At 62.4% G+C, this 23,746-nt stretch carries 26 protein-coding genes and 1 tRNA gene; 22 read left to right on the top strand and 5 right to left on the bottom strand.

What is annotated here, in order from left to right:
- Window positions 1-2: 2 nt before the first annotated feature.
- The 3 genes from MGMSRV2_RS12205 to MGMSRV2_RS12195 are packed head-to-tail and all read right to left on the bottom strand — an operon-like array spanning window position 3 to window position 1,338.
- Window positions 3-449: a periplasmic heavy metal sensor gene (locus MGMSRV2_RS12205; RefSeq protein ID WP_041633601.1), complete on the bottom strand. Its 447-nt coding sequence runs from the start codon at window positions 447-449 to the stop codon at window positions 3-5.
- On the bottom strand, window positions 449-772 hold the full coding sequence (locus MGMSRV2_RS12200; protein ID WP_024080648.1) for a hypothetical protein: 324 nt from the start codon (window positions 770-772) through the stop codon (window positions 449-451). The genes MGMSRV2_RS12205 and MGMSRV2_RS12200 overlap by 1 nt, the downstream gene beginning before the upstream one ends.
- Window positions 769-1,338, bottom strand: coding sequence for an RNA polymerase sigma factor (locus MGMSRV2_RS12195; protein WP_242410677.1), 570 nt, complete (start codon window positions 1,336-1,338; stop codon window positions 769-771). Before MGMSRV2_RS12195 ends, MGMSRV2_RS12200 begins: the two co-directional genes overlap by 4 nt.
- A 390-nt stretch (window positions 1,339-1,728) precedes the next feature.
- On the opposite strand from MGMSRV2_RS12195, the gene MGMSRV2_RS12190 reads away from it, so the two are divergent.
- The 3 genes from MGMSRV2_RS12190 to MGMSRV2_RS12180 all read left to right on the top strand — a co-directional run bounded on the left by MGMSRV2_RS12190 (window position 1,729) and on the right by MGMSRV2_RS12180 (window position 3,716).
- A complete protein-coding gene (locus tag MGMSRV2_RS12190) occupies window positions 1,729-2,667 on the top strand; it encodes an EF-hand domain-containing protein (protein WP_024080646.1) in 939 nt (312 codons plus the stop codon).
- Window positions 2,668-2,791: 124 nt separating this feature from the next.
- The gene (locus MGMSRV2_RS12185; protein WP_024080645.1) at window positions 2,792-3,313 is read left to right on the top strand and encodes a hypothetical protein; all 522 of its coding nucleotides are present in this window, start codon (window positions 2,792-2,794) and stop codon (window positions 3,311-3,313) included.
- 16 nt (window positions 3,314-3,329) lie between these two features.
- Window positions 3,330-3,716, top strand: a complete 387-nt coding sequence (locus tag MGMSRV2_RS12180) for a hypothetical protein (protein ID WP_024080644.1) — start codon at window positions 3,330-3,332, stop codon at window positions 3,714-3,716.
- On the opposite strand, the gene MGMSRV2_RS12175 is transcribed toward MGMSRV2_RS12180, so the two are convergent.
- On the bottom strand, window positions 3,717-5,075 hold the full coding sequence (locus tag MGMSRV2_RS12175) for a TrpB-like pyridoxal phosphate-dependent enzyme (RefSeq protein ID WP_024080643.1): 1,359 nt from the start codon (window positions 5,073-5,075) through the stop codon (window positions 3,717-3,719).
- Between the two features lie 188 nt (window positions 5,076-5,263).
- Between MGMSRV2_RS12175 and MGMSRV2_RS12170 the strand changes: the two genes are divergently transcribed.
- The 8 genes from MGMSRV2_RS12170 (at window position 5,264) to MGMSRV2_RS12140 (ending at window position 10,830) form a co-directional block, all read left to right on the top strand.
- Window positions 5,264-5,339: transfer RNA gene (locus MGMSRV2_RS12170), tRNA-Lys, on the top strand.
- A 174-nt stretch (window positions 5,340-5,513) separates the two neighbouring features.
- The gene (locus tag MGMSRV2_RS21135; protein WP_144084303.1) at window positions 5,514-5,870 is read left to right on the top strand and encodes a hypothetical protein; all 357 of its coding nucleotides are present in this window, start codon (window positions 5,514-5,516) and stop codon (window positions 5,868-5,870) included.
- Between the two features lie 27 nt (window positions 5,871-5,897).
- Complete coding sequence (locus tag MGMSRV2_RS12165; RefSeq protein WP_242410676.1) at window positions 5,898-6,605, top strand: nucleotide-binding protein; 708 nt, start codon at window positions 5,898-5,900, stop codon at window positions 6,603-6,605.
- Entirely contained in the window at window positions 6,605-7,078 is a 474-nt protein-coding gene (locus MGMSRV2_RS12160) for a hypothetical protein (protein WP_011899524.1), read from the top strand. Before MGMSRV2_RS12165 ends, MGMSRV2_RS12160 begins: the two co-directional genes overlap by 1 nt.
- A gap of 11 nt (window positions 7,079-7,089) precedes the next feature.
- Entirely contained in the window at window positions 7,090-7,401 is a 312-nt protein-coding gene (locus MGMSRV2_RS12155) for a hypothetical protein (RefSeq protein ID WP_106001518.1), read from the top strand.
- Window positions 7,402-7,406: 5 nt separating this feature from the next.
- The gene (locus MGMSRV2_RS12150; RefSeq protein ID WP_011899522.1) at window positions 7,407-7,733 is read left to right on the top strand and encodes a hypothetical protein; all 327 of its coding nucleotides are present in this window, start codon (window positions 7,407-7,409) and stop codon (window positions 7,731-7,733) included.
- Window positions 7,730-10,072: a VirB4 family type IV secretion system protein gene (locus tag MGMSRV2_RS12145; RefSeq protein ID WP_011899521.1), complete on the top strand. Its 2,343-nt coding sequence runs from the start codon at window positions 7,730-7,732 to the stop codon at window positions 10,070-10,072. Before MGMSRV2_RS12150 ends, MGMSRV2_RS12145 begins: the two co-directional genes overlap by 4 nt.
- Window positions 10,054-10,830, top strand: a complete 777-nt coding sequence (locus MGMSRV2_RS12140; protein WP_011899520.1) for a hypothetical protein — start codon at window positions 10,054-10,056, stop codon at window positions 10,828-10,830. The genes MGMSRV2_RS12145 and MGMSRV2_RS12140 overlap by 19 nt, the downstream gene beginning before the upstream one ends.
- On the opposite strand, the gene MGMSRV2_RS12135 is transcribed toward MGMSRV2_RS12140, so the two are convergent.
- A complete protein-coding gene (locus MGMSRV2_RS12135; RefSeq protein WP_011899519.1) occupies window positions 10,824-11,357 on the bottom strand; it encodes a hypothetical protein in 534 nt (177 codons plus the stop codon). The genes MGMSRV2_RS12140 and MGMSRV2_RS12135 overlap by 7 nt on opposite strands.
- 13 nt (window positions 11,358-11,370) lie before the next feature.
- Here MGMSRV2_RS12135 and MGMSRV2_RS12130 point away from each other — a divergent pair, with 13 nt between their 5' ends.
- Genes MGMSRV2_RS12130 through MGMSRV2_RS12085 form a run of 11 tightly spaced genes read left to right on the top strand, consistent with a single transcriptional unit; the run spans window position 11,371 to window position 23,715 of the window.
- Complete coding sequence (locus MGMSRV2_RS12130; RefSeq protein ID WP_011899518.1) at window positions 11,371-12,525, top strand: hypothetical protein; 1,155 nt, start codon at window positions 11,371-11,373, stop codon at window positions 12,523-12,525.
- Between the two features lie 38 nt (window positions 12,526-12,563).
- Window positions 12,564-12,728 carry a hypothetical protein gene (locus MGMSRV2_RS21630; RefSeq protein WP_024080640.1) on the top strand — a complete coding sequence of 55 codons (165 nt, stop codon included), beginning with the start codon at window positions 12,564-12,566 and terminating at the stop codon, window positions 12,726-12,728.
- A complete protein-coding gene (locus tag MGMSRV2_RS12125) occupies window positions 12,728-13,489 on the top strand; it encodes a VirB8/TrbF family protein (RefSeq protein ID WP_011899516.1) in 762 nt (253 codons plus the stop codon). Before MGMSRV2_RS21630 ends, MGMSRV2_RS12125 begins: the two co-directional genes overlap by 1 nt.
- A complete protein-coding gene (locus tag MGMSRV2_RS12120) occupies window positions 13,486-14,514 on the top strand; it encodes a TrbG/VirB9 family P-type conjugative transfer protein (RefSeq protein ID WP_011899515.1) in 1,029 nt (342 codons plus the stop codon). Before MGMSRV2_RS12125 ends, MGMSRV2_RS12120 begins: the two co-directional genes overlap by 4 nt.
- Window positions 14,514-15,617: a TraB/TrbI/VirB10 family type IV secretion system protein gene (locus tag MGMSRV2_RS12115; protein WP_011899514.1), complete on the top strand. Its 1,104-nt coding sequence runs from the start codon at window positions 14,514-14,516 to the stop codon at window positions 15,615-15,617. Before MGMSRV2_RS12120 ends, MGMSRV2_RS12115 begins: the two co-directional genes overlap by 1 nt.
- 2 nt (window positions 15,618-15,619) lie before the next feature.
- Window positions 15,620-17,713, top strand: coding sequence for a hypothetical protein (locus tag MGMSRV2_RS12110; protein ID WP_011899513.1), 2,094 nt, complete (start codon window positions 15,620-15,622; stop codon window positions 17,711-17,713).
- Between the two features lie 5 nt (window positions 17,714-17,718).
- Window positions 17,719-18,672: a CpaF/VirB11 family protein gene (locus MGMSRV2_RS12105; protein ID WP_011899512.1), complete on the top strand. Its 954-nt coding sequence runs from the start codon at window positions 17,719-17,721 to the stop codon at window positions 18,670-18,672.
- On the top strand, window positions 18,669-20,477 hold the full coding sequence (locus MGMSRV2_RS12100; RefSeq protein WP_011899511.1) for a type IV secretory system conjugative DNA transfer family protein: 1,809 nt from the start codon (window positions 18,669-18,671) through the stop codon (window positions 20,475-20,477). The genes MGMSRV2_RS12105 and MGMSRV2_RS12100 overlap by 4 nt, the downstream gene beginning before the upstream one ends.
- A gap of 9 nt (window positions 20,478-20,486) precedes the next feature.
- On the top strand, window positions 20,487-21,185 hold the full coding sequence (locus tag MGMSRV2_RS12095) for a single-stranded DNA-binding protein (protein ID WP_011899510.1): 699 nt from the start codon (window positions 20,487-20,489) through the stop codon (window positions 21,183-21,185).
- 17 nt (window positions 21,186-21,202) lie between these two features.
- Window positions 21,203-21,388 (top strand): hypothetical protein, encoded by a 186-nt coding sequence (locus tag MGMSRV2_RS12090; RefSeq protein ID WP_024080639.1) that lies wholly within the window; start codon window positions 21,203-21,205, stop codon window positions 21,386-21,388.
- Complete coding sequence (locus tag MGMSRV2_RS12085) at window positions 21,385-23,715, top strand: zincin-like metallopeptidase domain-containing protein (protein WP_024080638.1); 2,331 nt, start codon at window positions 21,385-21,387, stop codon at window positions 23,713-23,715. The genes MGMSRV2_RS12090 and MGMSRV2_RS12085 overlap by 4 nt, the downstream gene beginning before the upstream one ends.
- Window positions 23,716-23,746: the final 31 nt, after the last annotated feature.

Below are 23,746 nucleotides of genomic sequence, written 5' to 3'. Positions count from 1 at the left end.
CCTCAGCGAGGCGGCGGCGGAAACGGCGGGCGCCAATCGGCCAGCTTGCGTCGGCCTTCCGTCGACATCTTGCCAGCAGCGTCGATCAACGCCGTTTCGATGGAATCGTCGATGCGGTCGCGGTTTTGCCGGCCCTCGGCGAAGATGGTCGCCAGCGCCTGGGCGTCGAACGATTCGGCCCGCAATGCGTTGCGGATGCGTTCGAAGGTTTCGGCGCGATTGTGCGGGCGATCACCCAGGCGCGGCGCGCGGGCGGCGAAGCTGGCGCGCAGGATGTCGGCATCGGCGGCGGGCAGCATGGCGGCCATTTCGGCGATGATGGCGTCCGGTCGCGGCGGCGGTGGCGGCAGGGCAGGGCGCAGCCACAAGGTGACGGCCATGCCGACCAGGAAGGCGTTGAGCGCCAGCGACGCCGGCAAGACGAAGCGAAACCAGGGATGCCGCGTCATCAATACCCCGCCAGCAACAGCGATGAAGACGAGGGCAGCAGGGCCGACAGGGCCGGGCTTTGCGTCGGCTGGTGCAGGTATTGGCCGACATAGAGGCCAAGCACCAGGGCGAGACCCACCGGCACCGCGCTTTGCCGCAGCAGTACGGGCGGCGGTGGGGTGAATTCCGACAACAGGTCGAGCAGGCGGCGCCAGAAGGTAATCGGTTGCGGCTGGTCCAGCCGGGCCATGACGGCATCCATCACCCGCTGGACCTGGGCCGGGCCAACGTCACGGGCGGGGAAATTGGTCCGAATCAGGTCGTCAAGCCCATCCGGGGTCACAGCATGTCTCCCATAGTGGTGACGCCGCGGCGCATCAGTTCATTCTTAAGCGCACGCTTGCCCCGTATCAAGAGGGCTTCCATGGCGGCGACGCTGACCTCCAGCACCTGGGCCGCCTGGGGCGCACTGATTTCGGAAAAATAATGCAGGAACAGGGCTGCACGCTGGCGTTCGGGGATGGCCGTCATCGCCGCCAGGATCAGGTCGCGGGTCTGGCGCCGGCTGGCCTGCTGGGCGGCGCCAGGGCTGGTGTCGGCCAGTTCCTCCATGTCGTCCAGCCCGGTCCAGGCCGGGCGGCGGCGGCGATCCAGGCAGCCGTTGAGCACCACCCGGTAAAGCCAGGTGGAAAACTGGGCGCCGCCATCGCGGCGCCATTTGGGCGCCATGGTCCACACCTTCAGGAAGGCGTCTTGAACCAATTCCTCGGCGTCGTCCGGGTTGCCGCTGACCCGCTGGGCCAGGGCCAGCATGGCGCGGGCGTGGCGATCCATCAGCGCCTGAAAGGCTCTGCGGTCGCCGCTGGCGGTTTGTTCCAGCAGGTCGTCATCGCTGTGGCTGGGGGTCATGCCCATGCCCGCACCATCACGCACTCCACCCCAAAGAGCGGCAAAAGCTGCCGCCCGCTTCGGCAAAAATTGCCGGCGGGGCCGGCATTGTTTTCCCGCTTCTGGGGAGGAGGGCTTCTGTCGCTGCGATTTTGCCAGGGTTTGCGCCGGACCCGAATTGGCCCTGTCCTTGCAAAGGTCAGCGTGCTCAGGGGAACTTTGTACCAATAAAGTACGGTTCTGCAATAAATAAAACAACGGACACCATATTTGTGGTGCTTCCGCTATTTTTGTTTTCATTTTATCAGTATAAAAAATTTTTTCTCAAAAAATGCGCATGGTTTTTATTTGCCACTCGTGAAAGCAATTGTGAGCCGGATTGCCGGCTTACCCTTGCGATGGAGAAAAACCATGACGAGTGGTATCGGCGGGCTCGGCTCATTCAGCTCGGCCCAGTTTGAAAAGATGTTCACCCGCATCGACGTAAATGCCGATGGCGCGGTGACGCGGGATGAATTCATCGACGGCGCGCCCGACGATGTCAGCGCCGACAAGGCCGGATCGCTGTTCGATAAATTGGACAGTGAAGGCAGCGGCGCCCTTAGTCAAAGCGACCTGGCCACGGCGTTCCAGCAGATGGCCGCCAGCATGCAGGCGGGCATGATCCAGGCCCAGGCCGGTAATATGGGAGGCGGCGGCGACCGCCCGGATGCGTCGGAATTGTTCGCCAAGCTTGATACCGACGGCGACGGCTCGGTCTCGCGCGATGAATTCGTTTCCGGTCGGCCCGACGAGGTCAGCGAGGAACAGGCCAGTGCCTTCTTCGACAAGATCGCCGGTGAAAATACCGACAGCATCGACCAGCAAAGCTTTGTCGCCGCCATGCAAAAGCCGCCGCCGCCGCCCGGTGGTGGGGGTGGGCAGGGCGGCGGCCAGTCGGACGAGGTGTTCGACGCGCTGGACACCAATCAAGATGGCGTGGTCACGCGTGAAGAGTTCCTGGCCGGTCGTCCCGACGACGTCAGCGAGGAACAGGCCAGTGCCTTGTTTGAAAGTCTGGCCGGTGAAGATGCTGAATCCATCACCGCCGATCAGTTCGCCGCCGGCATGCAGGGACCACCGCCGCCGCCATCCGAATCGGATATGGCCGGGATGTCGTCGGACGATCAGGAATTGGTGGAAAAGCTGCTGGCCGTCCTGGAACAGGGAACCTCCGCCACCAGTGGCGAGACCGGCAATTCCGCCTTGCAGCAACTGATCTCGGCCATCGAGGCCTATACCAAGTCGCAGCAAAGCGGATCGTCGCTTTACTCCAACAGCACGGTGTCCGCCCTGTCGCTGAGCGCCTGATGAAAGGGGTTGGATCGGCGCGGTGAAAATATTGATTTCACCGCGCAGGGTCCGCCCCCCATGCCCCGTGTAATCGGACGGTGGAGAAACCACCCGACCGTCTCGAGAACAAGGGAAAACGCAGATGAGCCTTTCATCCGTCACCAACGGCCCGCGCCCGCAAGCCCTGCAAGACGCCCTGGCGTCGCAACTAGAAGCCAAGGGCGTCAGTGCCGAAAAAGCCCAATCCATCGGTTCAACGCTGGAAAGTGTCGCCCAATCAACCATGGCCGCCGGCGGTGGCCGCACCGATCCGTCCACCGTGCGGGCGGCATTGGATCAGAAACTGGCCGCCGATGTGGAAAGTGGCACCCTGACCGCCGACGAGGCCAGTCAGGTGGGCGCCGCCCTGGATGCCTTCGAGGCCAAGATGGCCGCCGGACGCCCATCCGGTCCGCCGCCCGCCGGTGCCGGCGGCCCGCCGCCCGCTGGTGGCGGTGGCAAGGTCGAGGAAACCAGCGAGGAAGACGAGGATGACAGCGAAAAGACCGCGCTGGAATTACTGCTGGAATCGCTGAAGGAAGCCTCGCAAGGGGCCGGCTCGGGTAAGACCCAGGATTACATGACGCAATTGGTGTCGCAGGGTTTGGTCGACATCAAGGCCTGACCGCAAGGAGACGCGCATGCTGACATTGTCCGACGATGAGGTGATGGATTTCGTCGCCAGCGGCAGCGTGCGCGCCTTCACCATATTATGTATGCGTAAATTGCCATGGCTGGCGCTGTGCGCGCTGAAGGCCCATGGCGATCTCGACCGCGCCCTGGACGGGGCCGGGCGGGTGATGCTGAGATGCTGGGAAAACGCCCCCACGTGGCCGCCCCGCTCGCGCCGGCTGGACAGCCGCCTGCTCGATATGCTGGATACCCGGGTGGACACGGATCTGCCCGCGCCCGTCGCCGCCATCACCCTGACCGACGACCATGTGGCCGCCTTGCTGTGTCAAGTGGTCGGCCAATGCGAGACCCTGCGGCAAAAGCCGCAGGGTCTGCTGTCGCGCTGGCTGGGCTGATCAGCCGACCTGGGGCAGGGTGGACAACGCTGCTTCCAGTTCCCGCTCGTCATAGGGCTGGTCCATCAGATTGCCGGCGAAATAGTCGGTATAGGCCTGCATGTCGAAATGGCCGTGGCCGGATAGATTGAACAAGATGGCTTCCGCCTTGCCCTCGGCCTTGCAACGCAGGGCCTCGACGATGGCGCCCTTGACCGCATGCGACGATTCGGGGGCGGGGATGATGCCCTCGGCGCGGGCGAAGGTCACCGCTGCCTGGAAGCATTCGGTCTGGGCATAGGAGGTGGCTTCGCACAATCCCAATTCCTTGACGTGGCTGACCATGGGGGCCATGCCGTGATAGCGCAGCCCGCCCGAATGCGAGCCCGGCGGCATGAAGGTGGAGCCCAAGGTGTGCATCTTGACCAGCGGGGTCAAATGGCCGGTATCGCCGAAATCATAGGCGTATTTGCCCTTGGTCAGGGTCGGGCACGAGGCCGGCTCGACGGCGACGATACGGGTCTTGGCGCCCTTCAGGTTCTCGCGGATATAGGGGAAGGCGAGACCGGCGAAATTGGAGCCGCCGCCGGTGCAGGCAACAATGACGTCGGGGCTGTCACCGGCCATTTCCATCTGCAACATGGCTTCCTCGCCGATCACCGTCTGGTGCAGGCAGACATGGTTGAGCACGCTGCCTAGGGCGTATTTGGTGTCGTCGCGGGTGGCGGCCACCTCCACCGCCTCGGAAATGGCGATGCCGAGCGAGCCGTTGGAAGTGGGATCGCGCTCGAGGATGGCGCGGCCCGAGGCGGTCAGCGTCGACGGGCTGGCGATGCAGCGGGCGCCATAGGTTTCCATCAAGGCGCGGCGATAGGGCTTTTGATTGTACGAGATCTTGACCATGAAGACCTCGACCTCCAGGCCGAACAGCGAGCCGGCGAAGGCCAGCGACGAGCCCCACTGACCCGCCCCGGTCTCGGTCGACAGGCGCTTGACCCCTTCCTGCTGGTTATAGAAGGCTTGGGGCACGGCGGTGTTGGGCTTGTGGCTGCCGGCGGGCGACACGCCTTCATACTTGAAATAGATGCGGGCCGGGGTGCCCAGGGCGCGCTCCAACCGCCGCGCGCGGATCAGCGGCGCCGGGCGCCACAGGCGATAGACGTCCTGCACCGGGGCGGGGATGTCGATCCAGCGTTCGGTGGACATTTCCTGGGCGATGACCGCCTGCGGGAAGATGGGAGCCAGATCGTCCGGGCCCAGCGGCTGGCCGGTGGCCGGATGCAGCGGCGGCGGCAGCGGCACCGGCAGGTCGGCGGCCAGATTGTACCAGGCCTTGGGCATCTTTTCTTCCGGCAGGAAGAACTTGACGGAATCGGTCATGGCGGACAGTTCCCTTCTGAATTGGTTTCCCCGGATCGGGCTTGTGGTCTTTGTAATCCGCCGTTCCTCAAAGGCCAAGAGTGGGGGCGAAAAGAGGTTGGCGGAAAAGTCGAAATTTTCCCCTTGCCAGCCGGTTTCGATCCGACTATAAAGCCGTCCTCCGCAGGGGGTGCACCCCGGCATATTGCGGGCGCTTAGCTCAGTTGGTAGAGCAGCTGACTCTTAATCAGCGGGTCGTAGGTTCGAATCCTACAGCGCCCACCAAGTTTAAACCCCCGGAAAGCATCGCTTTCCGGGGGTTTCGCTTTTGGCGGCAAGGTGCGTCGCCGTCTTGATCCGGAAACGTGTTCGACGGATGGGGAAATGGTGTCCCGGAAGGGATGCTTATTTAGGACCACTCGCCGAATCGTGACCGAATGATCACGATTGGGGGAGTATTTGACGGCGATCCGCTGGGGTCAAGCAAAACGTGAAGTCGCAGCCCTTTGGCCTTTGATTTCACAGCGGCTTGAACAAACAACCCGAAGGCAAATCTGGCTGGAACTGAAGACACTGGGTCACGTTACGGTGACCGAGAAGAACTTCTATGCCCAGGTCAATGCCCGCCTGAAAGATCAACAACCGTCATCCAGCCCGTCTACAGGTCGCGACCTTGTAGCCCTGGCTGCTTCTCCCCTCCCCGTGACCGTTTCGGTCAACCGCCAGAACGTGGCGTATCCGACTTCCCCCGTGGAAGCCGGCCCCACTGCCACGTTCGCTCACAACGCTCGGGCCGATCTGGACGAGCAATGGTAACGGGAGCACTTACAAATGCAGGTTGAAATGATCCTTCAAGGCAAGGGTGGTGTCGGCAAATCGCTGATCGCCTCGTTGCTGGCGCAATACATCAGCACGCCCGACCTCAAGCCTTTGTGCCTGGACACCGATCCGGTCAACGCCACTTTCAGCGGCTATCGCGCCTTCGATGTCGAAACCCTCGATATCATGGAAGGCGATGACATTAATCCGCGCACCTTCGATCATCTGATCGAGCGGATCATGACCGGCAGCGGCGAACGCATGGTCATCGACAATGGTGCCAGCACCTTCGTTCCGTTGTGCAGCTACCTGCTGCAAAACGACGTGGCCGGTCTGCTGACCGAAGCTGGGCATTCGATCCGCCTTCACTCGGTGATTACCGGTGGCCAAGCCCTGGCCGACACCATCGAAGGCTTTTCGTCGCTGTGCCGCAACATCCCCGCCGCCCCGGTCGTCGTCTGGCTGAACGAGTATTTCGGCAAGGCGGTCCACAACGGCAAGGGCTTCGAGGACAGCAAGGTCTACGACAAGCATAAGGGGCGGGTCGAGGCCCTGGTGACCATTCCGGCGGTCAAGCCGGAAACCTTCGGCCTGGACATGAACAAGATCATGACCCGGCGCCTGACCTTCGATGAGGCGGTGGCCAGCCCCGATTTCACCATCATGGAGCGTCAGCGCCTCAAGATGATGAAGCGGACACTGTTCGCCAACATGGCCAAGGCGAACCTGTGATGGATACGCCGGTCTTCGACCCTGAAACGGGCGAAGTTCTGCAAGCTGGCGGCGACACGCCGCCAGCGATGCGGGCCATGAGCCTGGACGAGGCCCGCGCCATGCTGGTGCGGGCGCATGGCGTTGCCGTGTCCAGCGACGATCCGATCCTGATGTTGGTCAGTCTGCATCAGGGCTTCATCGCCGATTACGAGGCCATGCTGAGGTGTCACGACGGCGCCATCCGCGGCTTCCTCGGCGCCACCGGCGAAGCCTGCGCCGAAGCGGTGGAAAACGTTCTGGCCAGCCTCAAGGACAAGACGGTGAAGGCGTCCATCGACAACGCCTTCGCCCTGGTCGAGCGCCAAGCCGCCACCATGGAACAGCTTCGCGCCGAACTGCGCCGGCACCGCCGCGTTCACATCGTCCTCACCGTCCTCACCCTGCTCGGCGCCGGTCTGGTTGCCGGAACCCTCACCCTGTTCATCCGTTGAAAGACACCATCATGACCAAGAAGCAAATCCTGTTCCTCGGCGCCTTCGTCGTCACCCTGGCGGCGGCCTTCGCCCTGCCGGCACTGGCGGCGGACGCCGATTGGGTGCAGCCGCTCAATGAAGGCGTCACCTCGCTGACCAAATCCCTGGTGGCCATCGCCGGCGGCGTCATCGGTCTGTGCATCGTCGGCTTCGCCATCTGGTCGGCGGTCAAACAGCGGCTGGAAGGCCCGGTGCTGGTGACCTTGTTCGCCTGCGGCCTGCTGGTCGGCATCGGCCCCGCCGCCATCATCTGGTGGATCGACCTGATGAAGCAGGGCTGACCGTCATGAAAGCGCGGTCGGTCATCTTCACCCATGTCCAATATCCCATGACCATCTTCGGTCTGCCGCCCATTCTGACCATCCTCAGTCTGGTCGGCGGCGCCGTCGCCTATGTGGTCCTGGTCCTGGCCGGCGCCGTCCCCATCGCCCTGATCGGGGCGGCTTTGGTGACGGTGATCGGGCTGGTCAAAACCCATCGGCTGGGGCGGACCGACCGCCACATCGAATCCGCTGTTCTCAGCACCTTCAAATTCTGGGGCTTCTCTTCCCGCCGAGGGCTACTCACCGGAGCGTTCCCCAAGCAACGCTCCCACACCGGGGGCCGCTCATGAGTCTGTGGCCGCTCGCGCTCGGCATGGGAAGCGCCGCCCTGGCCGCCAGCACCTTGATGGTGCCGGCGGCCAGGCGGCTGTCCTTCGGCTCGGTCGCCTTCGACTGGCTGGGCCAGGAACTGGAACTGGATCGCATCGATCCCGACGGCATGACCGTGCGGACCAAGGCCGGCACGCTCATGCGCGCCTACCGCATCGGCGGCATGGCCTATGACACCAAGCCGGAAGGGGAACAATTCGCGCTGCATCAGGGCCGCACCGATTTCATTCACGCCTGCGCCTCGCGGGGCGTGGTCATGCGCAATTTCGCCGTCAAACGCCGCAAGGAAACCCTGCTGGGCGCCATCTGGCCGTCGCCGGCGTTGCAGGAGATCGGCGATGCCGAAGCCGAACGCTACCGCAATTCCTGGGCCTTGCGCCGGTACATGACCTTGCAAGCCCAGGACATGACCAAGCTGGAAGAAGCCGACGAGAAGGTGGCGGCACTCTTGGCCAAATACCAACCGGAACGGCTGGAACGTCCGCTCGATCCGCTGGGCGACTGCCCGTTGACCGGCTTCCTCAATTTCCTGGTCTGCGGCGATCTGCGCGACGATTTGCGCGCCGTGTCGTCGAACATCTCGGCCAATCTGCAAGCATCCTCACCGATCTTCGACAAGGCCAGCGGGCAATTCACCATTCACCTGCCGCACCCCTGGCTGCACCGGATTATGGCCGTGCACGACTGGCCGGATTTGGTGTCCGGCCACCTGCTGCACGAGCTGATGGCCATCGCCGGCGAGATCGAAGTGTCGCAAGTCTGCGTGCCCCTCAACCGCGACACCGAAGTGATGCTGTTGAAGCGGGCGGCCAACAATCCGTTGGCGGCGGACGCGGCCAAGGCCGAAGCCCTGGCCTGCATCCAAATCCTGCAACAGGGCAAGACCTCGCGCCTGAACACCCAGGCGGCGATCACCATGCGGGCGCGAACGGCGGAAGAGATCGAAACCCTGACGGCGACCATCGCCCGCATTCTCGGCAATCGCCGCGTCACCTATTCGGTGCAGACCAGAGAAGCGGCGGTGATGTGGTTCAACCGCATGCCGGAACGGGAAAGGCTGGTGCGCCCGCTCAAGCTGATGGGCGAGAACGTGGCGGCGATCTGGCCGTTTGAAAGCGCCCCGGTCGGTCTGGCCGAATCGCCCTTCGGCCCGGCGCCGGTGCGCAGCTTCACCACCGGTGGCGGCCAGGATTACGCCTTCCAGTTTCACTGCAAGAACGAGGAAAAGGCCCTGGCCAATTTCCTTGTCGTCGCCCCGGCGGGTGTCGGCAAGACCAGCCTGATTATGCATCTGCTGGGCGGCTTGGCGAAATTCGACCGGGTGCGATCCTTCGTGCTCGATTCCAAGGAAGGGGCTCGTTTCACCGTCGAAGCCATGGGCGGCCAGTATCAGCCCTTCGACAAGCTGGCGCTCAATCCCCTCGATATCGAGGATACGGGGCTGAACCGCCAGCGCCTGGCGCTGCAAGTGCGGTCCATGTTGGGCGATGCCGGCCAGGATGACGGCATCGAGGACATTCTGTCCCATGTGGTCGAAACCGCCTTCACCCTGCCCATCGAGGCGCGGACTTTCGACAAAATCTTTCCCCTGACCTTTCCGGCGCAAAGCAATGCCCGCAAGGTGTTCAGCCGCTGGGTCACCGACCAGCGCGAGCGGGCGGGACTTTACGCCAACACCTTCAACGCGCCCCGCGACAGCCTTGCCAGTGTCCTGAGCCAGTCATTCATGACCGGCATCAACATGAACGAGGCACTGGAAGACCCCACCCTTGGTCCGCCCGTCGTCGCCCATATCGCCAGCGCCATCGAGCGTCTGGCTAGATCCGGTCGCACCCGTGGTTTCGCCATCTTCATCGACGAAGCGGCCAAGCTGCTGCTCAACCCGGCCTTCTGCGCCCTGGCGGCGGAAATGTACCGCGAATACCGCAAGTTCGGCGGCGCCGTCGGCATGGCCTTCCAAGACCCCGGCGCATTGCACAAATCGGGCATCGCCGATGCGGTGATCGAGAACACCGCGTCGTTCTTCTTCTTTCCCAATCCCCAGGGCAACCGCAAGGCCTATGCCGCCTTCAATCTGAACGACGAGCAAGAGGCTTTCATCTTCGGCGCCAGCGAGGGCCGCAAGGTGCTGCTGGTCAAACGCGACGCAGCCACCGGTTTCGAGGAATCGGTGATCCTCGACGTCAATCTGGCGCCGCTGGGCAAGCCGCTTCGTTTCTACCGCTCCGGCCCCGACGCCGTGCGCGATCTGCTCAAAATTCAGGAACAGTGGGGGGACCAATGGCCCGCAAATATCTGATTGCCGGAATTGTCGCCATTTCCCTGGTCGTCGCCGTGCCGTTGGCGCGAGCCGATCAGCCGGTATTCGACGGCACCATGGTCGGCAAGGCGATTGAACAAATCAAGGAAATGAAGGCTTCGGTGGCTGCTGAGTTGCAGCAACTGGCCGAGCTCAAAGAATCCGTGATGTTCCTCAACGATATCAGCAAGTTCGTCAACGAGGTGTCGGACGCCATCGGTGAGATCACCAATATCACCCTGCCGATCCCCAACATCATGAAGATGCAGGCGCAAATCAAAAGCGACATTCGCTGTCTGATGCCCGACGGCATGGGCTGGGGCATCAAGTTCACCGATTTGAACCTTGCCTCGATCTGCGAGACCTCGGGCAAGTACCGCGACGCCCTGTTCGTCAATCAAGGCAAACTGGCCAACCTGCCGTTCAACGAGCAAAAGGCGCTTCGCCATGCCGCCGCCGCCCATCGCAGCGCCCTGCTGGCCGACACTTCGGTCAGAAGCTTGGCCCAAGCCGATGTGCAGCTTCAGCAAGCGGAGAAGCTGTCCGACGCTGCCGACGATTTGCAAGCCAATTTAGGCCAGGCGCAAACCGTACAAGAGCGCCTGCACGTCCAGGCGCAAACGGAAATCCTGCAAGCCCGCGCCATGGCCAGCCAGAACCAGCTTCTGGCGCAGATGCTGAAGCTGCAAGCCGCCGGCCAAATCAAGGCCGGCCTGCCGCTGGATGATCTGAAGCTGGAAGAGGAGGGCGATCAGTGACCCTTCAACCGACCAGCCCGCAATTCTTCCAGTTTACGTTCCTCGGCCTTCATCTCGGGCGAGCGCCAGTCGGGCCACGGACCGCATTCGTGCAGGAATTTTTGCGGGTTACAGGGACCGGAAGAGGCGTTGAGAGCATTCGCCTCGGCGCGCCGCTGATCAAACGACTTCAGCGCCTTTATCTTATCCAGTCGCGGGGATACCTGGGATATTCCTCTGTAATTGTTAAACCATGGCCAATAAAGGCCATCGTACCAAGTATCCCAGGCCATCTGAATGTCATAGGCCCGTTCAATATTCTTTCGCTTTTCCGGCGGGTAACTAGCAAGAAGCTTCTTGGCGGTCTGATTATTTTTCTTCCACTCAAGCATCCAGAGATCGAAGTCAGCGGCATATTTTGCCCACTCCTTCTCTTCGGCCTCCCAGGTGTTCATCTCGAACCACACCTTTTTGGCGAATTCCCAATCGTAGAAATCCTGATGCCGGCCATGGGCAACCCCTCCCAGGGTGCCGGCCTGCGCACTCATGGAGACCAGTGATATGGCCAATAGTACTGTCCCGACTGCGATTAGCAGCGATGTGGAAACCACGTGCTGGACCTGCGAACCACTCCAGCAATACGTCAATCTGACCCAGTCTTTTACCGACGACCTCAGTACTACGCTGTACGAACCGATGCTCATGTTGTTCGCCTCTCTGGCCGGACTTTGGGTCGTCGTGTCGGCCATAAAATTGCCGCTGCGCCTCACCGATAAATGGAAAATAATTCAGGATTTTGTCTTTATTACGATAACCGGCCTGCTGTTGGGCAGTCAAGCCAACGCATTGATTTCATATGTCTATTCATCCGCACTTGCAATCATGGGCGGCTCGTCGGCGGCAGTCTTTTCCATCGCTGGCGACGGGCAGGCCAGCACTGGCCATACAGGATTGGTCGCCTTGGCGGCCAATGGTGAACTGGCGGTGGTCAAGGTCTTCCAGGCAGCGGAAACCATCGCCAAAGCTGGCGCACTGTACGAAATCCAGAACTATATCTACGCCGTCGTTCTGGTGGTGCCCTATTTCCTGCTGGTAGTGGCTTACTCATCTCAAGTTGTGGTGGCCATATTCCGCGCCACCATGGTCGGCGTCTTCGCCCCTTTCCTGTTCATGGCCTTCGCCTTCGGTTGGGGCCGCGACATGGCCAAGGCCGGAGCCAAGACCCTGCTGGCCAGTATCCTGGTGCTGTTTGCTTGCACCGCTGCCCTGGCACTAACCATCTACGGCGTAAAAGGGCTGACGCTCGAACCGACCAAGCTGGTGGGTGACGCACTCAACGATTTCGCCTCGATCAGCAATCCGAAATTCCTGGTGATTTTGTTTTTGGGCTGGGCTGGCACGGCACTAATGGCCGAGGGCACGGCGATTGCCAATTCCATCGCTCAAACCGCCCTGACCAACACAGCCGCCGGCATCATGACCGCCGGCGCTGCCGCCAGTGCCATGTTCGGCATGAAGAAAGCCCTGCCGGGAGCACAGATGGCAGGAAAGGCCGCCGGTGCGTTGGGCGCCAGCCTCGACATGGTGCAGGCGGCATCCTCCAACCCGCAAGCGGCGGGCCAGATGCTGGCGGAAAAGTTCCGAACCATCAACCAACAGAACCCAATCCAGAACCGCTTTGCCGACAAGTTCAACAAGCCCGGCGGCGGGGCCTGACGGCCCGCCCGTGTGCTGTTTCACGACAGGAGAAAGTGATGAAAGCTTTGTATCTGAGCCTCTTCCTTGCCGTCACCTTGGCGGCTTGCAGCAGCAGCCGGGAAATCCAAAAGGACGGCAGCGGCACCGACGAGATGCTGAAAAGCCCGTGCGTCTGCGTGCCGGTGCCCTATGACGCCCCGGGTTACGAGTGGGTGTCGTGATGCACCGCTTGCCCTGGCTGAAACGCCTGTTCAAAGGCAAAGCCCGCCGGCGCCGGCGACCGGCCTTATTCAATCCGGTCGATCACAGCGCCGTGCGCGCCGCCGATCCCTATGCCTTCGAGGCGGCACACCGCCGGCTGGCCTGGATGCTGCGCTTGACGGTGATGGTGGTGGTCGGCCTGGGCGGCGTCGTCATCGTCCAGGCCTCGGCGATCTCCACCCTGGTGCCGTTGAAGGAAGTCCAACTCGGTCTGGTCCGTATCGAACAGCATGGCGGCAAGACCGTGCCGGTCGATCCCGCCACCATGGTCCGGGTGCTGCCGATCACCAAGGATACGCCTGGGTTCGATCTGCTGATGGAAAGCTTCGTGCGGCGCTATGTCCGCATCCTGCTGGAAATCGACACCGCGTCGCAAGGCGACCGCATGCGCGAAGCCAACATGCATTCAGACACCACCTGGTGGAAGAAATTCACCGACGAGCGGCTGAAGGAAATCACCACCGCGCTCGACACCAAGCTCAACCGTTCCGTCGTCGTCGAAAGCGCTGACCGTATTTCCTTCCGCGACAATATCGGGCGCTACGCCGTCGATATCGTCCAGACCGACGAACGCGGCGGCAAGGTGGTCGAGACCCGCAAGCTGCGGGCTTATCTGGCCGTCACCTCACGCCCGCATACGGTGCGGGAAAGCGAAAAATTCGAAAATCCATTGGGGCTGCGCGTCCTTGATGTCTCGCTCAAGGAAAGGGGGAATTCATGATTGTTATCGCTGTTGGCGCCCTAGCGCTGCTGGGCTTGGCCGTGATGCCGGCGGAAGCGCAAACCCCGTTCGGCGGCAAGGGCCAGCCGGTGCCGGCGACGCCGCCGGCGAAGGCGCAGCCGGCCCCGGCCCCGCCGCAATCCACCGTCCCGGCACAGCAACCGCCCGTTGCTCGGGTGCCCATGTCGCCGGACATGAAGCAACAGGCGGAATTCCAGGCCGAAGGCGTGTTTCCCGAAATGAACCGCCCCGGCGCCGGCGGTCAGGTGCAGGACGCTTGGAGCGATGCCGAACCGCGTGCCGGCGTCTATGTGCAGCGGCTGTGCGAAGACTGCGTTTACAAGGTCCGCACCCGCGAATTCATGACCACCACGGTGATCCTGCCCGAAGATGCGGTGATCACCAGCGCCGATCCGGGCGATGCAATCGGCTTCTCGGTCAAGATCAAGGCCGCCAACAAGCTGGCGATCCGGCCTGCCAGTTGGGGCCAGGACACCAACGTCAACGTCTACACCAAATCGGGGGCGGTCTATCCGCTCTATGTCCGGTCCGAAACGGTCAATTCCATGAACGTCCCCGACCTTGTCGTGAAGATCGTCGGTCGGGAGAAGCCGGCGGCAATCGAGGCGCCGGCACCGGTGGTTGACGACACGGAAAAGAAGGAGCCGGCCAAGCCAGGGGCGCCGGCGCTGCAACAAGGTGCTGTCCCCAAGAAGGACTTCGTCCGCCACGTGCCGGTGGACCCGGCCAAGTTCCACGGCTGGGGCGATTACAAGCTGTGGGGCGATGACAGCCTGAAACCGGAAACCGTCTGGCGTGACGACTTCTTCACCTACATCCGCTACGGCGCCAAGTGGGACGGTATGGAGCTGGCGTCGGGTTACGTCACCCTCGACAGCATTGATGAATTAGTGAACACGCACGTCGAAGGTACGGTGTTCGTTATCGAAAGCACAGCGCCGCTGATCACATTGAAGAACGGCAAGCGCTTCCTGTGCATCCAGTACACCGGGGCGAAGCCCTGATGTCGGCGTTCTGCGATCTCGCCTTGGCCCTGGGCCTGACCTTGTCGGGCGCTTGCCAGCCGGCGGCGGCGCCGACCGATCCGTTGCCGGCGGATGATCCGGCGGCATGGACGCATCGCCCGCCGGCGCCGAAGGAGGAACCGAAGCCGCCGCCGGTGATGCCGCCGGTGATCATCCAGAAGGAAGTCATCCGAGAAGTGCACGTGCCGGTCCCGGCGCCGGTAGCGGCCCCGGCGGCGGCGCCGCCGCCCGCTCCCGATCCGCTGGAACTGGCGGTGCGGGCCAGTTATCTCCATCGCTCGGCTGGGCCGGCACCACCATCCGTTACCTTGGCGTCGTTGCCGGATGGCAGCACTGCTGCCGGCATGCCGTTGCCCTTGGGCATGTCCTCGGGCTCGGGTGCCGGTCGAGGGGCTGGCGGGACAGAATACGAGGAAGAAGGGCGCACCTCGACCAAGCCGGTGGACAATTCTCGCGTCCTTACCAACGACCGCTACGTTTGTGGAACCTTGGAATCCGCCACCAACACCCAGTTGGACGGAAGCAGCGGCGGCACCGTGGTGATCCAAGTATCACGGGACACTTTCGGCTATCACGGTCGCAACATTCTTGTCCCCAAAGGTTCGCGCCTGGTGTGCGGCTATAAGAGCCTGGAGAAAGTCGGTTCCAGCCGCTCGCCCTTCCGCTGCTCTCGGATTCTGTTGGGGGAATCTCGCGCGGAAATATTCGGGCTTAAAGCCAATGTGATTGACGTCCAAGGCCACCTTGGGGCGTCCGGGGACGTCGATCATCGTTTCGGCGAACGCTACGGCACTGCCTTTATCCTTGCCGGCGTGTCGGCGGCGGTCCGGGCGGCCACCGCCAACACCAGCGCCACCAGTTCCAGCAGCACTGCCTCAGCCACGGGCTCTTCCTCGACATTTTCCGGCAACGGCGGGGCGTTGAGCGAAGGCGGCGCCGAACTGTCGCAACGCCTGGGCGAGATCACCGCCGCCACCCTGGAACAGACCATCAACCTGTTGCCCATCCTCAGAACCTTCCAAGGCCAGCGGGTGTGCATCCGCCCCGACACCGACTGGTACATCGCTGAAATGGAGTTATAGCCATGCGTATGAAATTCGCGGCGGCACTGGTCGCTCTATTATCCCTGTCGTCACCCTGTTTTGCCCAAACCCCGCCGGCGACGACTACCCCCGGAACGGGGGCCGCCGACAAGGTGGCGGTGCCGATCTGGCCGGTGAGTACCGTCGCCCTGCCCGAACAGGCGGTGCCGGCCTCGTTCTCGCTCGGCCAAATCGAAGGGGTAGATCCGGCGCTGCTGTCGGGCGTCACCGCCAAGGGCTTCGCCCGCAAGGTCGCGGTTGAAAACCAATCCATCGGCCAAATCCTGGTCATGTCGGTGGCCAAGGGCGAGCGGGAGGAAACCATCTCGACGGAAGGTCTGACGGCGCAATTCGACGCCAAGGACACCAATCAGCTTTTCCCGGAAAAAACCATGGAGGTGAGCGGTTCCAAATCCGCCCTGGTGGCGGCGCTGGAACGCCTTGCCGCGCCGAAAGCGGACGACAAGGAAAAGCGCGAGATCAAGGACGACGTGTCGGAAAACCCGGCTTCCGGCAGTGGCGGCAACAATTCCGAAGCGGCGGGCTACAAAACCCCGACCGTCACCGCCGCGCCGGCCAATGAAGAAAAGGAGCCGGTGACCGAATACCGCACCAGCACCGACAACTGCCCGGTCAGGATCGATATGGTGCAAGGTACTGCCGTCCAGCAGAACAAAATCCAGACCTTCACCGACGGGGCGTTGACCAATGACGGTGAATGCACCGACGGCGCTCCCAGCTACCCCCTGAAGAAATCTTATCTGTCGTGCCCGGTCGATGTGGTCGATCTGGCCACCATGAAGGCTTGGCCGCAATACAGCCTCTATTACATCGACGATGCCGGCGAGAATCACCCGGTCGGCGAATGTGTTCAGGACACGGAAACCGTCTACACCATCACCGAGGACGAGGCGCAATGCCCGATCTTCCTTGATTTCACCGACGGCAAGGCGGTGCCACAAGCGGCCTTCGTCTACATCAACCGCAACAACAGCACGGTCCAGGCGCGAGGCTGCGAGAACTCGACCAAGTCGGCGGCGCTGACCATGACCGAAAGCGCGGCCAATTGCCCGCTTCGCCATGATTTCGCCGGCGGTCGCTCCTATGAATTGTCCATGTGGACCTATTTGCGCGGCGGCGTCACCTATCAAGGCGCACCGTGCACCGATACCGGACGCAGCTTCGTCCAGGAAGTCGTTTATGCCGATGCCGGCGGCAACAACATCTGCCCGGCCATCACCAACATGACGACCAAGACGGCGATTCTGCAATCACGCCGCCGCATCACCGTCGATGGCGTGCCGCAATTCGTCACCGAATGCACCCCCGACACCGCCACCACGGCGATCCTGTCCACCACGGACGGCTGCATGGACCCGTCGAAATGGACCCACGATCTGGCGGCCAACATCTCGTATGGCCAGGAGCGGTTCTATTACCTGAAGGCCGGCGGCAGTCGGGAATACGTGACCACCTGCCAGACTTCAGCGGTGAGCTATCCGCATAGCGTCACCATCACCGGCTATCAGCATCACGACGATCAATTATGGGCCTATCCGCTGATGACGGTGACCATTACCGTCAACGGATCGCCCTACACCATCGCTTCGTCGCAGGTGCTGCCCGGTGCCGCGCAAATGGTCTACCAGCCCAACGGCACCACCGACAAACCCAGCGGCTCGAAAAGCTATGACGGCTGCAATGCCTACAGCAATACCACCCGATTCGAGCGTTGGACCCGCCCCGATGAGACCGAATTTCTAAAAGATGTCGGCGCAGGCACGCCGGTTGGGCCGACCTGGGCCTGCACGTATAGCGGCGGAAGCAATGTCAGCGACTGGCCAATGGTGGCCGGCTCTGAATGGTGGGCCGCAAACGACCCGTGGGATCAAAACGATCTTTACGCAAGCTATCGCGCAACCCGTATAGCAGTCCGCGATGATGGCACGACAGTTTCCAGTCAGACCGCCACAAAAACATTCCACTGCGGACACGATTACGACGGCAAGGGTAACCCAGCCGGAACTAATCCCACCTGCCCCAGTTACCCCACATCATCCGCAGTATCCTCGTGGCGTGCCGAGCTGGGCTGGTAATCGCCATGTCGTCGGCGATCTCCATCATCCTGCGTCCGCTGGCGGCGTATTACGACGATCCGACCACCGTCGAAATGCGCATGACCCGGCCCAAGCAGGTCATCATCGACCGGCGCGGCCACGGCAAGATCATCGTGGCCGCGCCGGAACTGACCCTGGCCCGCATCGAGGACATATGCCGCAGCTTGGCCAACTTCACCGGGGTCAAGTTCGACCCCGACACCTCGCCCAAGCTGTCGTGCATAATCCCCGAGGTGCGCCACCGTTTCGAGTGTCTGGTCGGATCGTCGGCGCCCTACGGCGTCTCCATGGCCATCCGCTGCAAACATCCCTTCACCCCCACCTGGGAACAGGTGGGGGCAAGCCCTGAAATCGTCGAATACCTGAAATCCGCCATGGCGGCGGAATTGAACATGATCATTTCGGGGGCCACCAACACCGGCAAGACCACCTTCATCAACAAGCTGCTGGATTTTCTGCCCGAGGATCGGCGCGTCGTCGCCCTTGAGGATACGCCGGAACTGCACATGGACCGGTTCTGGGATGGCGTCGCCCTGCTGGCCGCCCGCGAGGCCTCGACCGCCTCGGGCATGATCGACTGGCGCCAACTCTATGATCACCAGATGCGCATCACCCCCGATAACGTGATTTTCGGGGAGATTTCAACGCAGAACGCCTTTGCCGCCTTGGGCTCGCTCAATTCCGGCATCACCGGCTTCATGTGCACCATCCATGCCGCCAGCCCCTATCAGGTGCTGCACCGCAAGTTCGACCAGAACATCGCCTGGTCGGGCCAAAGCATGCCCCGCGTGCCCGAATTCCTGGCCGAGCTGGTGGACGTGATCGTCCAGATCAAGCGCAGCAGCGATGGCTGGCGCCGCATCACCGACATCTATGAACCGTGCCATGACCGCTGGGTCATGAAGGACGGTCACTTTCTCGAAAGGAACGCCGCATGATCGTTCTGGCCATTCCCTTTGCCGTTGCCGGCGCTTTTGCCGCCTTGTTCTATGCGTGGCAGGAAATCTATGGATTTCACGCCACGCAGGGCGATTCCTGGGCCTGGGTGTGGAAGTACCTGCAAGCCTATGGCCAGCCCCCCGGCTTCATCCAGTGGGGCATCTTCGGCGCCACCGCCGGCACTATCGCCCTGATCCTGCTGATCCAGGCCATCGCCATGCGGATCGGCGGCCAAACCCGGCACGGCAGTTACGACGAAAAGAACCTGCACGGCTCGGCCCGCTGGGCCAGGAAGGCCGACGTCAAGGAAGCCGGGTTGCTGCGTAAGACCGGTGTCGTCGTCGGCGGCTGGCCCAAATGGCGCGGCGCCAAGACCCTGCGCCATGATGGCCCCGAACACATCTTGACCTTTGCCCCCACCCGTTCCGGCAAAGGTGTCGGGCTGGTGCTGCCGACCTTGCTGTCGTGGCCGTCTTCCGTCCTGGTGTTGGATATCAAGGGCGAGAACTGGCGGCTGACCTCGGGCTGGCGGGCCAGCCAGGGTCAACGCATCCTCAAGTTCGATCCCACGGCGGAAGAGGGGGCTTGCCATTACAATCCGTTGGCCGAGGTCAGGATCGGTACCGGGCACGAGGTCGCGGACGCCCAGAACATCGCCACCATGATCATTGACCCGGACGGCAAGGGCTTGGCCGATTTCTGGCAGAAATCGGGCTATGCGTGGCTGACCGGGGCCATCCTCTACACCCTTTACAAAATCCGCCGCGACGAAAACCGCATCGCCTCCCTGCCCGACATTGATGCCGTGCTGACCGCTGTCGGCGAAGGCCTGGATTCCCTGCTGGCCGACATGGTGTCGGTCGAGGCCGGGACCGAAGCGGCGACACGGCTGATCCAGGCGGCGGCGCAGGAAATGCGCGACCGCGCAGCGCAAGAACGCTCCGGCGTTCAATCGTCGTCCAAGGTCGATCTGTCGCTGTACCGCGACCCGATGATTGCCCGGAACATTTCCGGCTCGGATTTCCGCCTGGATGAGTTGATGAACAGCGAGGTGCCGCTGTCGCTCTACATCATCATTCCGCCGTCGGACATTGATCGGCTGCGGCCCTTGCTGCGCATCATCCTCAACTTGTTCATGCGCCGGCTGATGCAGAACGTCGGCGCCGATGGCAGGGCCACCCATAAACACCGCCTGTTGCTGATGCTCGATGAGTTCACCTCCATCGGCAAACTGGAAATCTTTGAACGCTCGCTCGCCTTCATGGCTGGGTATGGGCTGAAGGCCTTCCTGATCATCCAGGACCTTCTTCAGCTTCAAGGCACCTACGGCAAAGAAAATTCCATCATGGGCAATTGCCATATCCGCATTGCCTATGCCCCCAACGACGTGACGACGGCGAAAACGCTGTCGGATATGTGCGGCAAGGCCACCATCGTTCAGACCAAGCGCAGCCGCAGCCGGCGGGCGCTTCAGGTCATCGGCGGCAACGTCACCGATAATGTGTCTGAGGTCGGGCGCCCCTTGCTGACGCCGGACGAATGCATGCGCCTGAAAGCGGCACGCAAATCCAGGCGCGATCCCGAAAAGATCGTCGAGGCCGGCGACATGCTGGTGTTTTCGGCAGGCGCCCCGCCGATCCTGGGGCGTCAGCCGCTTTATTTCTTCGACAAGACACTGCTGGCGCGCTCGCGCATGGCCCCGGTCGGCACCGTCGAGGCCGCCAATGACGAAAGCGTCCCCCAGGCCGAACCACCGATGCCGTCACCGATCACCGCCCGGCTGCGCGCCGCCGGCCAATCGTAAGGAGGAAACATGTTCAATCAGAACACAATCATGGTCACCGGTCGCCTGGGCGCCGATGCCGAAATCAAGACCCTGACCAACGGCAAGGTGGCCACCTTGTCATTGGCCGTCGATCACAACTTCAAGAACCGCGCCGGCAAGTGGCAGACCGAAACCTCGTGGTTCCGAATCGTCACCTATTTGCCCTGGCTGATCGACAACGTGCTGGCCAGCGAAGCCACCAAGGGCCGGATGATGTTCATCCACGGCGCGCTGCGAGCGCGGGCGTGGGAACAAGACGGCAAGAAAATGAACATCGTCGAGATCGAGGTCGATCCCACTGGCGGCATCGTCCCGATCACGGCGGACAGCCCGGCCATGAACATGGTGCACCTGGCTGGCCGCCTCGGCGGCCATGCCGATATCAAAACCTTGCCGGGCCAGGACGGCGGCAAGGTGGCGTCGTTCAGCTTGGCAGCGGATCGGTCCTACAAGGACAGCGCCGGCCAGTGGCAGAACAAGACCGACTGGCTGCGCGTCGTCACCTTCACCCCGTCGCTGATCGACAAGGTTCTGGCCAAGACCGCGACCAAGGGGCGGCTGATGCTGGTTCAGGGCGCGCTGCGTTCCCGCGAATGGGCGGATAGCGACGGCGAAATCCGCCATTCCGTCGAGATCGAAGTGGATGGCGCCGGCGGCATCACCCCGGTGCTGGAAGACAAGCCTTAACCCCAGGAGGACATGACATGGACGACAAGGAAATTAATCAGGCCGTGGCCAGCCAGATTGCCGACATGGCCAGCGCCGGCAAGCCGGTGCCCGTCGATCCCGACGATGCCGAAATGATGGGCGCTTTCGTGGAAACCGCGCTCGATGCCGACGACGCCCTGGAAAGCCGCTTCGACCATGTGGCCGAAGGGGGCGAAGAATGAGCAATTATCGCGACGAAATCGCCGCCGAGATCATCGCCCGCATCGAGGCCGGTACCGCGCCCTGGCTGAAGCCGTGGCGTGCCGGCGCCCTCGGCGTCGGCCCCTTCAATCCGATTACCGGCAAGCCCTATCGCGGCATCAACGATCTGTGGCTGGGTATGCAGGGCCGAGCTGACCCGCGCTGGATGACCTATCGTCAGGCAAGTCAAGCGGAAGCCCAGGTGCGCAAGGGCGAGAAGTCCACCACTATCGAATACTGGCAGTGGACCGACCGCACTGCGGTGAAGGATGCCGACGGCAAGGCCGTCCTCGATGCCGAAGGGCAGCAGCAATACGAGACGGTCAGGCTGGACCGCCCCAAGGTCTTCCTGGCCAAGGTGTTCAACGCCGAACAAATCGACGGCTTGGCCCCCTATGTGGCCCCGGCGCCGGCCTTTGATCCCATCAAACGGGCGGAAGCCATCATTGAGGGCGCCGGTATCCCGGTGCTGCACGATCAGCATGATCGAGCCTTTTACCGCCCTTCCACCGACAAGATCCATCTGCCGCCCATGGCGATGTTCCACAACGCCGCCTCCTATTACGATACGGCGCTGCACGAACTCGGCCACGCCACCGGCCACCCCAGCCGATTGAACCGCGAATTCGGTCCGTTCGGCTCCGAGGTCTATGCCCGCGAGGAACTGAAGGCCGAAATCGCCAGCTATATGCTGGCCCGTGACATGGGGATTTCGTTCGATCCGTCGAACCATGCGGCATACGTCGAATCCTGGCTCAAGGTGCTGCGTGAGGACAAGAACGAGATTTTCCGGGCCGCCCGCGATGCGGAGATCATCAAGACCTGGGTGATGGAGCCGGAACGGCGGCCTGAGTTGGAGCGCGGTGCCGGTCAAGGTTTGGCCGTGCTGGCGCAAGCCCAGACGGTCGAAGTTCCAAAGGAACTGAGACTTTACATCAAGGAATTGGAAGCCGCCGGGACACCTGAGGAACGTAGGGCGGCGGTTGAAAGGTACGGGATCAGCCCCAAAAGTGTGACCGAATTTGTGGAATTCGCCGTGAAGCAGGCTGCGGAAGACCGGTTAACGAACCAAGCCATCTCCGATTATTTGTCGCGTCAGACTGAAATCGCTGAAAGCGCAGCCTTTGCACAAGCTGATCGTTTCCAAGAAACGCAGGAAAAGGCCATGTCGAAAATCTACATCGCCGTCCCTTATGACGAAAAGAACGAGGCCAAGGCTGCCGGGGCCAAATGGGACCGGGGCGCCAAGTCCTGGTATGTCCCGGAGGGAACCGACCCCGCCGCTTTCAGCAAATGGGCGACGGCGGCCAAGGCGCCGGCGCCGGAACTGTCGCCGGTGGAGGAATTCGCCCAGGCCCTCAAAACCCACGGCCTGATCGTCAAGGGCGATCCGGTCATGGATGGCCAATGGCACCGCTGCCCGGTCGAGGGCGACAAAGCCAAGCAAATGAGTGGTTCCTATATCGGTTACCTGGATGGCCGGCCCTCCGGCAACATCACCAATTACCGGGCAGGCGGGACAACCAAATGGGTGGCTGCCGGCGTGTCGCTGACCGACGCTGAACGAGCGCACATCCAGGCCGAGGCGGCGAATGTCCGCGCCGCCCGCGAGGCTGAACGCCTTGCCGCCGCCGAAAAGGCCGCGAAAAATGCCTATGGGGTGTGGCAGAACCTCCCCGGTGAAGCCAACCCGGAAAACAGCCCCTACCTTGCCGCCAAGGGGGTGAAAGGCCACGGCGTCAAGGTGAACGGCGAAGGCCACATGATCATTCCGTGCCGGGATGCGGCGGGACGCCTGTGGAACATCCAGACCGTCACCCCGGAGAACAAGCTGTTCCTCAGGGACAGCCGCAAAGAGGGCACCTTCCACGTCCTGGAGGTGACCGGCAAGGGCACTCTGGATGCCCTGCTCCCACTCAAACAGGGCGTCATCATCATCGCCGAAGGTTATGCCACCGCTGCCACCATTTTCGAGGAAACGGGCCGACCGGTGATTTCCGCCTTCGATTCCTCCAACCTCAAGGCTGTGGCCGAAGCGGTGCGGGCCAAGTTCCCCGACCGTCCGATCCTGATTGCTGGCGACAACGACCATGCCAACGTCCACGGCAATGTCGGCATGGTCAAGGCCGAGGAAGCGGCCAAGGCGGTCGGCGGCAAGATGGTCGCCCCCAGCTTCACCGCCGAAGAAAAGGCGCAGAAACTGACCGACTTCAACGACCTGCACCAGTCACGCGGTGCCGGATGGGTCCGTCGAACCATCGAGGGCGCCCTGTCGAAAGCCCAGGGCCAGGAACGCGGCATCGCCTGATTTCAAGACAGCAACGGCCCGCCCGGCATCG

It is taken from the genome of Magnetospirillum gryphiswaldense MSR-1 v2, assembly GCF_000513295.1.
Taxonomy (GTDB): domain Bacteria; phylum Pseudomonadota; class Alphaproteobacteria; order Rhodospirillales; family Magnetospirillaceae; genus Magnetospirillum; species Magnetospirillum gryphiswaldense.
Note: the sequence above shows the minus strand (reverse complement) of the source record. Positions and strands in the feature narration are given on the sequence as shown.

Excerpts from the sequence above, each read along its gene's own strand:
- MGMSRV2_RS12205 (WP_041633601.1), bottom strand. The coding sequence starts at position 449 with ATGACGCGGCATCCCTGGTTTCGCTTCGTCTTGCCGGCGTCGCTGGCG.
- MGMSRV2_RS12195 (WP_242410677.1), bottom strand. The coding sequence starts at position 1,338 with ATGACCCCCAGCCACAGCGATGACGACCTGCTGGAACAAACCGCCAGC.
- MGMSRV2_RS12190 (WP_024080646.1), top strand. The coding sequence starts at position 1,729 with ATGACGAGTGGTATCGGCGGGCTCGGCTCATTCAGCTCGGCCCAGTTT.
- MGMSRV2_RS12185 (WP_024080645.1), top strand. The coding sequence starts at position 2,792 with ATGAGCCTTTCATCCGTCACCAACGGCCCGCGCCCGCAAGCCCTGCAA.
- MGMSRV2_RS12180 (WP_024080644.1), top strand. The coding sequence starts at position 3,330 with ATGCTGACATTGTCCGACGATGAGGTGATGGATTTCGTCGCCAGCGGC.
- MGMSRV2_RS12175 (WP_024080643.1), bottom strand. The coding sequence starts at position 5,075 with ATGACCGATTCCGTCAAGTTCTTCCTGCCGGAAGAAAAGATGCCCAAG.
- MGMSRV2_RS12165 (WP_242410676.1), top strand. The coding sequence starts at position 5,898 with ATGATCCTTCAAGGCAAGGGTGGTGTCGGCAAATCGCTGATCGCCTCG.
- MGMSRV2_RS12160 (WP_011899524.1), top strand. The coding sequence starts at position 6,605 with ATGGATACGCCGGTCTTCGACCCTGAAACGGGCGAAGTTCTGCAAGCT.
- MGMSRV2_RS12155 (WP_106001518.1), top strand. The coding sequence starts at position 7,090 with ATGACCAAGAAGCAAATCCTGTTCCTCGGCGCCTTCGTCGTCACCCTG.
- MGMSRV2_RS12150 (WP_011899522.1), top strand. The coding sequence starts at position 7,407 with ATGAAAGCGCGGTCGGTCATCTTCACCCATGTCCAATATCCCATGACC.
- MGMSRV2_RS12145 (WP_011899521.1), top strand. The coding sequence starts at position 7,730 with ATGAGTCTGTGGCCGCTCGCGCTCGGCATGGGAAGCGCCGCCCTGGCC.
- MGMSRV2_RS12140 (WP_011899520.1), top strand. The coding sequence starts at position 10,054 with ATGGCCCGCAAATATCTGATTGCCGGAATTGTCGCCATTTCCCTGGTC.
- MGMSRV2_RS12135 (WP_011899519.1), bottom strand. The coding sequence starts at position 11,357 with ATGAGTGCGCAGGCCGGCACCCTGGGAGGGGTTGCCCATGGCCGGCAT.
- MGMSRV2_RS12130 (WP_011899518.1), top strand. The coding sequence starts at position 11,371 with ATGGCCAATAGTACTGTCCCGACTGCGATTAGCAGCGATGTGGAAACC.
- MGMSRV2_RS21630 (WP_024080640.1), top strand. The coding sequence starts at position 12,564 with ATGAAAGCTTTGTATCTGAGCCTCTTCCTTGCCGTCACCTTGGCGGCT.
- MGMSRV2_RS12125 (WP_011899516.1), top strand. The coding sequence starts at position 12,728 with ATGCACCGCTTGCCCTGGCTGAAACGCCTGTTCAAAGGCAAAGCCCGC.
- MGMSRV2_RS12120 (WP_011899515.1), top strand. The coding sequence starts at position 13,486 with ATGATTGTTATCGCTGTTGGCGCCCTAGCGCTGCTGGGCTTGGCCGTG.
- MGMSRV2_RS12115 (WP_011899514.1), top strand. The coding sequence starts at position 14,514 with ATGTCGGCGTTCTGCGATCTCGCCTTGGCCCTGGGCCTGACCTTGTCG.
- MGMSRV2_RS12110 (WP_011899513.1), top strand. The coding sequence starts at position 15,620 with ATGCGTATGAAATTCGCGGCGGCACTGGTCGCTCTATTATCCCTGTCG.
- MGMSRV2_RS12105 (WP_011899512.1), top strand. The coding sequence starts at position 17,719 with ATGTCGTCGGCGATCTCCATCATCCTGCGTCCGCTGGCGGCGTATTAC.
- MGMSRV2_RS12100 (WP_011899511.1), top strand. The coding sequence starts at position 18,669 with ATGATCGTTCTGGCCATTCCCTTTGCCGTTGCCGGCGCTTTTGCCGCC.
- MGMSRV2_RS12095 (WP_011899510.1), top strand. The coding sequence starts at position 20,487 with ATGTTCAATCAGAACACAATCATGGTCACCGGTCGCCTGGGCGCCGAT.
- MGMSRV2_RS12090 (WP_024080639.1), top strand. The coding sequence starts at position 21,203 with ATGGACGACAAGGAAATTAATCAGGCCGTGGCCAGCCAGATTGCCGAC.
- MGMSRV2_RS12085 (WP_024080638.1), top strand. The coding sequence starts at position 21,385 with ATGAGCAATTATCGCGACGAAATCGCCGCCGAGATCATCGCCCGCATC.